Annotated in this window: 11 protein-coding genes; 9 read left to right on the top strand and 2 right to left on the bottom strand. The window is 53.4% G+C overall.

Features of this window, described 5'->3' with window-relative positions; translation table 11 throughout:
- Nucleotides 1–13: 13 nt before the first annotated feature.
- From RCF31_RS07245 to sucD, 5 genes are all read left to right on the top strand, one after another.
- On the top strand, nt 14–730 hold the full coding sequence (locus RCF31_RS07245) for a succinate dehydrogenase iron-sulfur subunit (protein ID WP_021182412.1): 717 nt from the start codon (nt 14–16) through the stop codon (nt 728–730).
- 204 nt (nt 731–934) lie between these two features.
- Nucleotides 935–3,742, top strand: a complete 2,808-nt coding sequence (gene sucA, locus RCF31_RS07240) for a 2-oxoglutarate dehydrogenase E1 component (protein ID WP_299454739.1) — start codon at nt 935–937, stop codon at nt 3,740–3,742.
- Between the two features lie 15 nt (nt 3,743–3,757).
- Nucleotides 3,758–4,981, top strand: coding sequence for a 2-oxoglutarate dehydrogenase complex dihydrolipoyllysine-residue succinyltransferase (gene odhB / locus RCF31_RS07235; RefSeq protein WP_416412949.1), 1,224 nt, complete (start codon nt 3,758–3,760; stop codon nt 4,979–4,981).
- 76 nt (nt 4,982–5,057) lie between these two features.
- On the top strand, nt 5,058–6,224 hold the full coding sequence (gene sucC, locus RCF31_RS07230; RefSeq protein ID WP_013508302.1) for an ADP-forming succinate--CoA ligase subunit beta: 1,167 nt from the start codon (nt 5,058–5,060) through the stop codon (nt 6,222–6,224).
- On the top strand, nt 6,224–7,099 hold the full coding sequence (gene sucD, locus RCF31_RS07225; protein ID WP_084873521.1) for a succinate--CoA ligase subunit alpha: 876 nt from the start codon (nt 6,224–6,226) through the stop codon (nt 7,097–7,099). Before sucC ends, sucD begins: the two co-directional genes overlap by 1 nt.
- Nucleotides 7,100–7,208: 109 nt before the next feature.
- On the opposite strand, the gene RCF31_RS07220 is transcribed toward sucD, so the two are convergent.
- Nucleotides 7,209–7,637 carry a hypothetical protein gene (locus RCF31_RS07220; protein ID WP_416412948.1) on the bottom strand — a complete coding sequence of 143 codons (429 nt, stop codon included), beginning with the start codon at nt 7,635–7,637 and terminating at the stop codon, nt 7,209–7,211.
- Entirely contained in the window at nt 7,634–8,335 is a 702-nt protein-coding gene (locus RCF31_RS07215) for a hypothetical protein (RefSeq protein WP_416412947.1), read from the bottom strand. Before RCF31_RS07215 ends, RCF31_RS07220 begins: the two co-directional genes overlap by 4 nt.
- 826 nt (nt 8,336–9,161) lie before the next feature.
- On the opposite strand from RCF31_RS07215, the gene cydA reads away from it, so the two are divergent.
- The 4 genes from cydA to ybgE are packed head-to-tail and all read left to right on the top strand — an operon-like array spanning nt 9,162 to nt 12,306.
- Complete coding sequence (gene cydA / locus RCF31_RS07210) at nt 9,162–10,733, top strand: cytochrome ubiquinol oxidase subunit I (protein ID WP_299454726.1); 1,572 nt, start codon at nt 9,162–9,164, stop codon at nt 10,731–10,733.
- 11 nt (nt 10,734–10,744) lie between these two features.
- Nucleotides 10,745–11,884, top strand: a complete 1,140-nt coding sequence (gene cydB / locus RCF31_RS07205) for a cytochrome d ubiquinol oxidase subunit II (RefSeq protein WP_416412946.1) — start codon at nt 10,745–10,747, stop codon at nt 11,882–11,884.
- A gap of 15 nt (nt 11,885–11,899) precedes the next feature.
- On the top strand, nt 11,900–12,013 hold the full coding sequence (cydX, locus tag RCF31_RS07200; protein ID WP_084873526.1) for a cytochrome bd-I oxidase subunit CydX: 114 nt from the start codon (nt 11,900–11,902) through the stop codon (nt 12,011–12,013).
- Complete coding sequence (gene ybgE / locus RCF31_RS07195; protein WP_416412945.1) at nt 12,013–12,306, top strand: cyd operon protein YbgE; 294 nt, start codon at nt 12,013–12,015, stop codon at nt 12,304–12,306. The genes cydX and ybgE overlap by 1 nt, the downstream gene beginning before the upstream one ends.
- Nucleotides 12,307–12,442: the final 136 nt, after the last annotated feature.

Raw genomic sequence — 12,442 nt, 5'->3', positions numbered from 1 at the left:
TGCGGAGATCATCATGAGACTCGAATTTTCAATCTATCGTTACAACCCGGAAGTTGATGACGCGCCGCGTATGCAGGAGTACAGCCTGGAAGCGGAAGATGGTCGCGACATGATGCTGCTGGACGCGTTGATCAAGCTGAAAGAGAAAGATCCGACGCTGGCCTTTCGTCGCTCCTGCCGTGAGGGCGTGTGCGGGTCTGATGGCCTGAACATGAACGGTAAAAACGGTCTGGCGTGTATCACCCCGGTGTCCGCACTGGGCAATGGGTCGAAGAAAATTGTTATCCGTCCGCTGCCTGGTCTGCCGGTAATTCGCGATCTGGTTGTGGATATGGGGCAATTCTACGCACAGTATGAGAAGATTAAGCCTTACCTGTTGAATAACGGGGAAAATCCACCGGCGCGTGAGCATCTGCAAAGCCCGGCTGAGCGTGAGCATCTGGATGGTCTGTACGAGTGTATTCTCTGCGCCTGCTGCTCAACCTCGTGCCCGTCGTTCTGGTGGAACCCGGACAAATTCATCGGTCCGGCCGGTTTGCTGGCGGCTTACCGCTTCCTGATTGACAGCCGTGATACCGAAACCGATGCTCGTCTGGACAATCTGAACGATGCTTTCAGTGTATTCCGCTGTCACAGCATCATGAACTGTGTGAGCGTGTGCCCAAAAGGATTAAACCCGACGCGCGCCATCGGCCATATTAAGTCGATGCTGCTGCAACGCGGAGCATAAGAAGACCCACTGTCCGGGAACCTCAGGTTCCCGGCAGTTTACGGAAGCCTTTATAAGCGCGGTCTGAACCACGCTTATAAAGGTTCCCTTACGAGTCGGGCGCCGATAGCGCAAGGGCTCGTATCGCTGAACTCACTACGGCAAGCCGCGAAAGCGGCAACAATGAAACCTCAAAAAAAGCATACTAATGCTTAAGGGATCACAATGCAGAACAGCGCGATGAAGCCCTGGCTGGACTCCTCCTGGCTGGCCGGCGCGAACCAATCTTACATAGAGCAACTCTATGAGGATTTCCTGACCGATCCTGACTCTGTTGATGCAGTGTGGCGCGACATGTTCCAGCAACTGCCCGGCACTGGCGTGAAACCTGAGCAGTTTCACTCCACCACGCGTGATTACTTCCGCCGCCTGGCCAAAGATGCAACGCGTTACACCTCCACAGTCACTGATCCGGCCACCAATTCCAAACAGGTTAAGGTGCTGCAGCTGATCAACGCCTTCCGCTTTCGCGGACACCAGCACGCTAACCTTGATCCGCTCGGCCTGTGGAAACAGGACGCCGTACCGGATCTCGACCCGACCTATCACGACCTGACCGACGCTGATTTTCAGGAAAGCTTTAACGTTGGCTCTTTTGCTATCGGCAAAGAGACCATGAAGCTGGCCGACCTCTTCGAAGCGCTGAAGCAGACCTACTGCGGCTCCATTGGTGCTGAGTACATGCACATCAATAACACCGACGAGAAACGCTGGATTCAGCAGCGTCTCGAATCGATCGTGGGCCACGCCAGTTTCAGTGCTGACGAGAAAAAAGGTTTCCTGAAAGAGCTGACGGCGGCAGAAGGTCTGGAAAAATACCTTGGTGCTAAATTCCCCGGCGCGAAACGCTTCTCACTGGAAGGTGGTGATGCGCTGATCCCGATGCTGCGCGAAATGATTCGCCACGCGGGTAAAAGCGGTACGCGTGAAGTGGTGCTGGGTATGGCGCACCGCGGCCGTCTGAACGTGCTGATCAACGTACTGGGTAAAAAGCCGCAGGATCTTTTTGACGAGTTTTCCGGTAAGCACAAAGAACACCTCGGCACCGGCGACGTGAAGTACCACATGGGCTTCTCGTCAGACGTGGAAACCGAAGGTGGCCTGGTGCACCTGGCGCTGGCATTTAACCCGTCGCACCTTGAAATTGTCAGCCCGGTGGTAATGGGTTCAGTGCGCGCGCGTCTGGATCGTCTGGCCGAGCCGAGCAGCAATAAAGTGCTGCCAATCACCATTCACGGTGATGCTGCGGTGACCGGTCAGGGCGTGGTGCAGGAAACCCTGAACATGTCGCAGGCGCGGGGTTACGAAGTGGGCGGTACGGTTCGCATCGTGATCAACAACCAGGTGGGCTTCACCACCTCAAACCCGCAGGATGCACGTTCAACGCCGTACTGTACTGACATCGGTAAAATGGTTCTGGCCCCGATCTTCCACGTTAATGCGGACGATCCGGAAGCCGTTGCCTTTGTCACCCGTCTGGCGCTCGACTATCGCAACACCTTCAAACGTGATGTGTTTATCGACCTGGTGTGCTATCGCCGTCATGGCCATAACGAAGCCGACGAGCCAAGCGCAACCCAGCCGTTGATGTATCAGAAAATCAAAAAGCATCCGACACCGCGTAAAATCTACGCTGACCGCCTGGAAGCAGATGGTATCGCCAAACTGGAAGATGCCACCGAAATGGTCAATGTGTATCGCGATGCGCTGGATGCCGGTGAATGCGTGGTGCCGGAATGGCGTCCGATGAGCCTGCACTCCTTCACCTGGTCGCCGTACCTGAATCACGACTGGGATGAAAGCTACCCGGCTACTGTTGAGATGAAACGCTTGCAGGAACTGGCACGTCGTATCAGCCAGGTGCCGGAAGCGATCGAAGTCCAGGGCCGTGTTGCCAAGATTTATAACGACCGTAAAGAGATGGCCGAAGGCAATAAAGCCTTTGACTGGGGCGGCGCAGAAAACCTGGCTTACGCCACGCTGGTTGATGAAGGTATCCCGGTGCGTCTGTCAGGTGAAGACTCAGGCCGTGGCACCTTCTTCCATCGCCATGCGGTGGTACATAACCAGGCGAACGGTTCCACCTATACGCCGCTGCACCATATCCATCATGGTCAGGGTCAGTTCAAAGTCTGGGACTCGGTGTTGTCGGAAGAGGCGGTACTGGCATTCGAATACGGTTATGCCACCGCAGAACCGCGCGTGCTGACCATCTGGGAAGCGCAGTTTGGTGACTTTGCCAACGGTGCGCAGGTGGTTATCGATCAGTTCATCAGTTCCGGCGAGCAGAAGTGGGGGCGTATGTGTGGCCTGGTGATGTTGCTGCCACACGGTTATGAAGGTCAGGGTCCGGAGCACTCCTCTGCACGTCTGGAACGTTATCTGCAACTCTGCGCCGAGCAGAACATGCAGGTGTGCGTCCCTTCAACGCCTGCGCAGGTTTACCATATGCTGCGTCGTCAGGCATTGCGCGGTATGCGCCGTCCGCTGATCGTCATGTCACCGAAATCGCTGCTGCGTCATCCGCTGGCGATCTCGACGCTCGATGAACTGGCGAATGGCAGCTTCCAGCCTGCCATCGGTGAAGTCGACGATCTCGATGCGAAACAGGTGAAACGCGTGGTGATGTGTTCTGGTAAGGTTTATTACGATCTGCTGGAGCAGCGTCGTAAGAGCGAGAAGAACGACGTCGCGATTATTCGTATTGAGCAGCTGTATCCGTTCCCGCACAAAGCGGTACAGGAAGCACTGAAACCCTATTCTCATGTCCAGGATTTCGTCTGGTGTCAGGAAGAACCACTGAATCAGGGTGCATGGTACTGCAGTCAGCATCATTTCCGCGAAGTGGTTCCGTTTGGTGCTTCACTGAGCTATGCAGGCCGCCCGGCTTCTGCTTCGCCGGCCGTGGGCTACATGTCCGTACATCAAAAACAGCAGCAAGACCTGGTTAATGACGCGCTGAACCTTGGTTAATAAAAAGGAAAGATAATGAGTAGCGTAGATATTCTCGTTCCCGATTTGCCTGAATCCGTAGCGGACGCAACGGTAGCAACCTGGCATAAAAAACCCGGCGACGCGGTCAGTCGCGATGAAGTAATTGTCGAGATCGAAACCGACAAAGTAGTGCTGGAAGTGCCGGCATCGGCCGACGGCGTACTGGATGCGGTGCTGGAAGATGAAGGTTCAACCGTAATTTCTCGCCAGATCCTGGGCCGTCTGAAAGAAGGCAACAGCAGCGGGAAAGAGACCTCCGCGAAAGTGGATAGCAAGGAATCAACGCCTGCACAGCGTCAGACGGCTTCTCTGGAAGAAGAGAGCAATGACGCACTCAGCCCGGCGATCCGTCGCCTGATTGCTGAGCATGACCTCGATGCCAGCCAGATTAAAGGCAGCGGCGTTGGCGGTCGTATCACGCGTGAAGATGTGGAAAAACATCTGGCGAAGAAAACCGAAGCCAAAGCGGCCCCGGCTGCGCAGCCTGCTGCTGCCGCTGCACCGACGGCGATTGCGAATCGCAGCGAGAAGCGTGTACCGATGACGCGTCTGCGTAAGCGCGTGGCCGAGCGTCTGCTGGAAGCGAAAAACAGCACCGCAATGCTGACCACTTTCAACGAAATCAACATGAAGCCGATCATGGATCTGCGTAAGCAGTACGGCGATGCCTTCGAGAAGCGTCATGGCGTGCGTCTGGGTTTTATGTCTTTCTATATCAAAGCCGTGGTTGAAGCGCTGAAACGCTACCCGGAAGTGAATGCTTCCATCGACGGTGAAGACGTGGTGTACCACAACTATTTCGATGTCAGCATCGCGGTATCCACCCCGCGTGGTCTGGTGACGCCGGTGCTGAGAGATGTTGATGCGCTGAGCATGGCTGATATCGAGAAGAAAATTAAAGAACTGGCGGTGAAAGGCCGTGACGGCAAACTGACCGTTGACGAACTGACTGGCGGTAACTTCACCATCACTAACGGCGGTGTCTTCGGTTCGCTGATGTCCACTCCGATCATCAACCCACCGCAGAGTGCGATTCTGGGCATGCATGCCATCAAAGATCGTCCGATGGCGGTGAATGGTCAGGTTGTGGTACTGCCGATGATGTATCTGGCGCTCTCTTATGATCACCGTCTGATTGATGGCCGTGAGTCTGTCGGTTATCTGGTGGCGGTGAAAGAGATGCTGGAGGATCCGGCGCGTCTGCTGCTGGATGTCTGATTTTCATAGGGCGCGCCAGGTTCAGGGCGCGTCCAAAACTCATTAGTCTTTACTAGACCTGAATGGATAGAACATCATGAACTTACACGAATACCAGGCTAAACAGCTGTTTGCACGGTATGGTATGCCGGCACCGACTGGCTACGCCTGTACTACACCACGTGAAGCAGAAGAGGCCGCATCAAAAATTGGCGCAGGCCCGTGGGTAGTGAAATGTCAGGTTCATGCCGGTGGCCGCGGTAAAGCGGGCGGTGTGAAAGTGGTGAAGAGCAAAGAAGAGATCCGTGCCTTTGCTGAACACTGGCTGGGTAAACGCCTGGTAACCTATCAAACAGATGCCGAAGGTCAGCCGGTAAACCAGATCCTGGTTGAAGCAGCGACTGACATTGATCAGGAACTCTATCTGGGTGCGGTCGTTGACCGTGCCAGCCGTCGTGTGGTCTTTATGGCCTCTACCGAAGGCGGTGTTGAGATTGAGAAAGTGGCGGAAGAAACCCCGCACCTGATCCACAAAATGGCGCTGGATCCGTTAGCCGGTCCGCAGCCGTATCAGGGCCGCGAGCTGGCATTCAAACTGGGCCTGACGGGTAAGCAAGTCAGCCAGTTCACCAAAATCTTCATGGGTCTGGCGACCATGTTCCTGGAACGTGACCTGGCGCTGGTTGAGATCAACCCGCTGGTGGTGACGAAGCAGGGCGATCTGGTGTGCCTCGATGGCAAATTGGGTGCCGATGGCAACGCCCTGTTCCGTCAGCCGGAACTGCGTGAAATGCGCGACCCAAGCCAGGAAGACCCGCGTGAAGCACATGCGACGCAGTGGGAACTGAACTATGTCGCGCTGGAAGGCAACATTGGCTGTATGGTCAACGGTGCGGGTCTGGCGATGGGTACCATGGACATCGTGAAACACCACGGTGGTCAGCCTGCTAACTTCCTTGATGTCGGCGGCGGCGCAACCAAAGAGCGCGTAACCGAAGCCTTCAAAATCATCCTGTCTGACGATGCAGTTAAAGCTGTATTCGTTAACATTTTCGGCGGCATCGTGCGTTGCGACCTGATCGCAGACGGCATCATCGGTGCAGTAGCGGAAGTGGGTGTGAACGTACCGGTAGTAGTACGTCTGGAAGGTAACAACGCCGAGCTGGGCGCTAAGAAACTGGCGGACAGCGGTCTGAACATCATTGCAGCAACCAGCCTGACAGACGCGGCACAGCGTGTTGTTGCTGCTGCGGAGGGTAAATAATGTCCATTTTGATCGACAAAAACACCAAAGTCATTTGCCAGGGTTTCACCGGTGGCCAGGGGACTTTCCACTCTGAGCAGGCGCTGGCCTATGGTACGCAGCTGGTTGGTGGTGTGACCCCAGGTAAAGGCGGCACCACTCATCTCGGTCTGCCGGTGTTCAACACCGTGCGTGAAGCGGTAGAAGCCACGGGCGCAACTGCCACCGTGATCTACGTTCCGGCTCCGTTCTGCAAAGACGGTATCCTGGAAGCCATCGACGCAGGTATCAAACTGATCATCACCATCACTGAAGGTATCCCGACGCTGGATATGCTGACCGTGAAAGTGAAGCTGGATGAAGCTGGCGTGCGGATGATCGGCCCGAACTGTCCGGGTGTGATCACCCCAGGCGAATGTAAGATCGGTATTATGCCGGGTCACATTCACTTGCCGGGCCGCGTAGGTATCGTGTCACGTTCTGGCACCCTGACCTATGAAGCGGTTAAGCAGACCACTGACATCGGCTACGGCCAGTCAACCTGCGTCGGTATCGGTGGTGACCCGATTCCGGGTTCTAACTTCATCGACATCCTGAAAATGTTCCAGGAAGACCCGCAGACCGAAGCGATCGTGATGATCGGTGAGATCGGCGGTAGCGCTGAAGAAGAAGCGGCTGCTTACATCAAAGAGCATGTGACCAAACCGGTTGTCGGTTATATCGCCGGTGTAACTGCGCCGAAAGGCAAGCGTATGGGTCACGCAGGCGCGATCATCGCCGGTGGTAAAGGTACAGCAGATGAGAAATTTGCTGCGCTGGAAGCGGCCGGTGTGAAAACCGTGCGCAGCCTGGCTGATATCGGCGACGCCGTGAAAGAAGTCCTGCCGGCGAAATAAGCCTTTTCTTGCTCAGGCATGAAGCCTTTATCAAAAAAGTGAGTCCTCGCAGGACTCACTTTTTTTAGTAAACAGAATCAGCTACATATTCGTGTTATTGAAGATATGACTAGTGAATGACTGATACGATAACCACATTGGTCTTTTCCACCGCACCCACCGCCACTTCTTCTTCTGGTATATTTCCGCGCCAGCACTCTCCCTCTATCGAACAACTGCTTTGCTTTATATAACCAAGTGATTCAAGGTAAGCGCTAATCTTGCTGGTATCGGTCGTGCCATTGAACCTCACCTCATAAATCAGTGCTGCGGGGCCAGAAATGTTTTGAAAAGCGAACTGATAGTTGTCAGATATTCGCGGCATGTTTTTGAGGATGTCAGGCGTAAAGTGTTCATACAGCCTTTTATTCTGTTCGGTGTAATGTGCGCTCCCCTCAAATTCCAGTTTTGTTATCGGCCAGTAGTAAGCAAACACGCCCGCAAGAACCGCCACAATGATTACAATGATGCTGGTAGCGATTTTAAAAGGCTTATTCATCCCATCATGTCCTTCTTATCCCCATCCTGCATATAATTTCCGTCCGCAGTTGCTATACCCACGTTGCCAGACTTCCAGTCATTATAAGGCCTTATGGTCTGCATAAAGGCAGGCAGTTGACCTAAGCGTGGCCTGGCATGAGGAAATTTTTCTGGATCGGGAAACAAGAGAGGCTGGAAGGTTTCATTTTTCCACGAACCAATTTTGCCGTAATAGTCCCAACGTTTCAGTGCTTCGTCCTTGCTGACGGGGCGTAGCAGTGGGAATGGATTTTGAATCGACATCACGCGATAAAAACCCAGCAGGTCAGAACAGAGATCCTCACCACTAAAGCCGCTGTCAGTGACCAGATTGATAGGGAAGGTGCCCTGAAAGGCCTCAAAGCGTCTGGCTAAGGTCATCATCATTGCGAGTGCAATGCTTTGGCGCTCGTGCCAGGGGCGCCCCTTGCGAATACGCCACTTAATGAATTTACCTACGCGAACGACTTGCCTGGGCGATACCATCGACTGAGCATAGCTGACATCGTAGCGCTCCGCGCTCATGGCCTCACCGTGGTTGATTTTGTTCATCAGTGATCTGATGTCATTTCCTCTCGCATGGCCAAGATCCACCCAGCCAAGCACTTCTGTGTAAATCAGCCCAATATTGGCATTTACCGCCTCTGATCCATCAATAATCTCACTCCGTTTACTCATCCTTAAATCCTCATCATCCTTTCAGCACACCCTATGCGGTTTTCACTTTACTCAAAACATCGGAAAAGTTGAGGTGTTAATGACTGGATTGTGATGGTTGTCGTATCCTATTGAAAATAAACTAAAATTTTACTCAATAAGGGTTAGGGCAATCACTAACAATTTCTTACCGCTGGGGCGACTGTCGGCCAGGTTGCCTGGTCAGGGGCAGTTTTTGCTGCCTTTACCCACGCAAAAAGTGGGAAAAGTCCGACGAGGTCAAAATTGGCAGCTATGATTATTTTGTCAGAGGGTAAAGAAGGGCAAATTCGATGGTGTCTGATTGAAAATCAAGAAAGTCTTGCCAGCCGCTTCGTTAAAAAATTATGGCAAAGGTAATTATTTTCTTAATTACGTCATCATCTCATGACAACTAATTAACAATAAGCTCCACAATACATATCTGGAAATTTTATGCGTTAATCCAGATCAACAAATGCTGAGTTATAACAAACTTTACCACTGGCAAAGCGCAACTTAACCGGTATAAATTGCGCTACATCAATTCAATCTTTTTCACGCATTTTCAGGAGTTTGTGCCAGGCGTTGTTATATCAATTCTGTCGCCTCCTCTCTCACTCCTGTCCGAAACGGATTGTTGCGATACGTTTTCAGGGAATTTTCGTCACTGTTACTCGCTCACTTCGGGCAGCAGATTTCTCTGTTCTGTCGGTAACAAAACTGGAATCAATAATCAGTCGTTCCTGACTCTTCTTCTGCACGTCAATGTCTGTTGTTTGCCGTTGTCGCCCGCAGGGAGAGTTCATGCGAGGAGCAAGGAGTCATCATGTTAGATATTGTCGAGCTGTCGCGTTTGCAGTTTGCCCTGACGGCGATGTATCACTTCCTGTTCGTGCCATTAACGCTGGGTATGGCGTTTTTGCTGGCGATCATGGAGACCGTATACGTCCTGACGGGAAAACAGATTTACAAAGATATGACCAAGTTCTGGGGCAAGTTGTTTGGCATCAACTTCGCACTCGGTGTAGCAACCGGTCTGACCATGGAATTTCAGTTCGGGACTAACTGGTCCTATTACTCACACTACGTCGGCGATATCTTCGGTGCGCCGCTGGCCATTGAAGGCCTGATGGCGTTCTTCCTCGAATCCACCTTTGTTGGCCTGTTCTTCTTCGGCTGGGATCGTCTCGGTAAGGTACAACACCTCGCGGTGACCTGGCTGGTGGCGCTCGGTTCGAACATGTCGGCTTTGTGGATCCTGGTGGCGAACGGCTGGATGCAAAACCCGATTGCCTCTGAGTTCAATTTTGAAACCATGCGTATGGAGATGGTGAGCTTCTCCGAGCTGGTACTGAACCCGGTGGCGCAGGTGAAATTTGTTCACACCGTAGCAGCGGGCTATACAGCCGGTGCTATGTTCATTCTCGGCATCAGCGCCTGGTATCTGCTGAAAGGCCGTGACATTGCCTTTGCTAAGCGTTCTTTCGCGATTGCAGCCAGCTTCGGTATGGCAGCGGTGCTGTCGGTGATTGTGCTGGGTGATGAATCTGGCTACGAAATGGGTGATGTGCAGAAAACCAAACTGGCTGCTATTGAAGCCGAATGGGAAACCCAACCGGCTCCGGCGTCCTTTACGTTGTTCGGTATCCCGGATCAGGACGCGCAGCAAAACAAATACGCGATCCAGATACCTTATCTGCTTGGATTGATTGCTACTCGCTCTGTCGATACGCCGGTAACGGGTCTGAAAGAGTTGCTGGCCCAGCATGAAGTTCGTATCCGTAACGGCATGAAAGCCTATGCGCTGCTGAACCAATTACGCGCTGGCAGCCAGGATCCGGCGGTACGTAAAGCGTTTGAACAGAGCAAACAGGATCTTGGTTATGGTCTGCTGCTGAAACGTTATACACCAGATGTGGCGAACGCCTCCGAAGCGCAGATTCAGAAAGCGACGGCGGATTCAATCCCGCGTGTCGCTCCGCTCTATTTTGCCTTCCGTATCATGGTGCTGTGTGGCGTCCTGTTACTGGCAATCATTGCGCTGTCGTTCCTGAGTGTCATCCGCAATCGCATCGGCAAGTGGCCGTGGTTGCTTAAAGCGGCACTGTACGGCATCCCGCTGCCGTGGATTGCCATCGAATCGGGTTGGTTTGTCGCTGAGTATGGCCGTCAGCCGTGGGCAGTGGGTGAGGTGTTGCCAACGGCGGTCGCGAACTCATCACTGACTGTCGGCGACGTTCTGTTCTCAATGATTCTGATTTGCGGTCTGTACACCCTGTTCCTGGTGGCGGAAATGTATTTGATGTTCAAATTTGCCCGCCTTGGTCCAAGCAGCCTGAAAACCGGCCGCTATCATCATGAGCAGATTGCGGCATCAGCCCAACCGGCGCGTGGATAAGGAGAGCTACCATGTTTGACTATGAAGTATTGCGATTTGTCTGGTGGCTATTGATCGGCATTCTGCTGGTTGGGTTTGCCGTCACTGAAGGCTTCGACATGGGTGTGGGGATGCTGGTCCGTATTATGGGCCGCTCCGATACGGAACGCCGTGTCATGATTAACACCATTGCCCCGCACTGGGACGGTAACCAGGTGTGGCTGATTACCGCCGGTGGCGCGCTGTTTGCTGCCTGGCCGATGGTCTACGCCGCCGCGTTTTCTGGCTTCTATGTAGCGATGATTTTGGTGCTGGCCTCTTTGTTCTTCCGTCCGGTGGGTTTTGATTACCGTTCCAAGATTGAAGATGTGCGCTGGCGTGGTATGTGGGACTGGGGCATTTTTATCGGCAGCTTTGTACCGCCGCTGGTGATTGGCGTAGCGTTTGGCAACCTGTTGCAGGGTGTGCCGTTCCACGCAGACGAGTATCTGCGTCTGTTCTATACCGGCAACTTCTTTCAGCTGCTGAATCCGTTTGGACTGCTGGCGGGTGTGATCAGTGTGGCGATGTTCCTGACCCAGGGCGCAACCTATCTGCAAATGCGCACCACCGGTGAACTGCATGTCCGTGCACGTTCTCTCGCGCAGGTTACCGCGTTAGTGATGATGGTGTGCTTCATTCTGGCTGGGGTGTGGGTGAAATACGGTATCGACGGTTACGTGGTGAAAAGCGTTATCGATCACCATGCTGCGTCTAACCCGCTGGGTAAAGATGTGGTGCGTGAAGCCGGTGCCTGGCTGGTGAACTTTGAGCAGACCCCGATTCTGTGGATCTTCCCGATATTGGGTGTGGTAATGCCGCTGCTGACCACTCTGTGCTCACGCATGGAGAAAGGGGCCTGGGCATTTATCTTCTCTTCGCTGACGCTGGCAGGTGTGATCATGACCGTGGGCATTGCGATGTTCCCGTTCATCATGCCATCAAGCACCGTGCCGGGTACCAGCCTGACCATGTGGGATGCGACATCAAGTGTGCTGACACTGAAGATTATGACCTTTGCCGCGATCATTTTTGTCCCAATCATTCTGCTGTACACCACCTGGTGTTACTGGAAAATGTTTGGTCGCATCACTAAAGAACACGTTGAGAGCAACACGCACTCCCTGTACTGATTAAGGAGCTAGAACATGTGGTATTTTGCCTGGATTCTTGGCACCCTGCTGGCCTGTTCGTTCGGTGTGATCGCGGCACTGGCGCTGGAGCGTGCTGAAGAGAGCGCAGCGAAAGGCGATAAAGCCTGATGCGCCAACTGTTTCAGACCCTGTATCGTCTGATGGATAAAGGCCCGTTACGGGCCTTTTCACTGTTACTGGCCTTATGGCTGGCGGGTTGTGTGTTCTGGGATCCGTCGCGCTTTGCGGCAAAAACCAGCGCACTTTCGGTCTGGCATGGTGCGGTACTGATTTGGGCGGTGTGTACCGGCGTGATTCACGGCACGGGGTTCCGTCCACGTCGGTTACGCTGGCAGGCGTTCTTCACGCCATTACCGGCGATGATTGTCCTGCTGGCGGGGATTTTCTGGTTTTATCGTTAAGTCCTCGGTCAGGACAAATTAAGTCCATTTATTGCCGCTATTTCAGGCGCTGATGTGAGTATTTGTCAGCGTCTGGTCAAGAAATCTGCCGAAAATCCTTCCGGTTGTTACCGTCTGATAATTATTTTCTCGGGGC

It is taken from the genome of Pantoea sp. App145 (assembly GCF_047947045.1).
Classification (GTDB): Bacteria; Pseudomonadota; Gammaproteobacteria; order Enterobacterales; family Enterobacteriaceae; genus Pantoea.
The sequence above is the reverse complement of the archived record's forward strand: the minus strand, read 5'-3'. Positions and strand labels throughout refer to the sequence as shown.

Bases quoted from the DNA above. Each gene is read 5' to 3' on its own strand.
- RCF31_RS07245 (WP_021182412.1), top strand. From the start codon at position 14: ATGAGACTCGAATTTTCAATCTATCGTTACAACCCGGAAGTTGATGAC.
- sucA (WP_299454739.1), top strand. From the start codon at position 935: ATGCAGAACAGCGCGATGAAGCCCTGGCTGGACTCCTCCTGGCTGGCC.
- odhB (WP_416412949.1), top strand. From the start codon at position 3,758: ATGAGTAGCGTAGATATTCTCGTTCCCGATTTGCCTGAATCCGTAGCG.
- sucC (WP_013508302.1), top strand. From the start codon at position 5,058: ATGAACTTACACGAATACCAGGCTAAACAGCTGTTTGCACGGTATGGT.
- sucD (WP_084873521.1), top strand. From the start codon at position 6,224: ATGTCCATTTTGATCGACAAAAACACCAAAGTCATTTGCCAGGGTTTC.
- RCF31_RS07220 (WP_416412948.1), bottom strand. From the start codon at position 7,637: ATGAATAAGCCTTTTAAAATCGCTACCAGCATCATTGTAATCATTGTG.
- RCF31_RS07215 (WP_416412947.1), bottom strand. From the start codon at position 8,335: ATGAGTAAACGGAGTGAGATTATTGATGGATCAGAGGCGGTAAATGCC.
- cydA (WP_299454726.1), top strand. From the start codon at position 9,162: ATGTTAGATATTGTCGAGCTGTCGCGTTTGCAGTTTGCCCTGACGGCG.
- cydB (WP_416412946.1), top strand. From the start codon at position 10,745: ATGTTTGACTATGAAGTATTGCGATTTGTCTGGTGGCTATTGATCGGC.
- cydX (WP_084873526.1), top strand. From the start codon at position 11,900: ATGTGGTATTTTGCCTGGATTCTTGGCACCCTGCTGGCCTGTTCGTTC.
- ybgE (WP_416412945.1), top strand. From the start codon at position 12,013: ATGCGCCAACTGTTTCAGACCCTGTATCGTCTGATGGATAAAGGCCCG.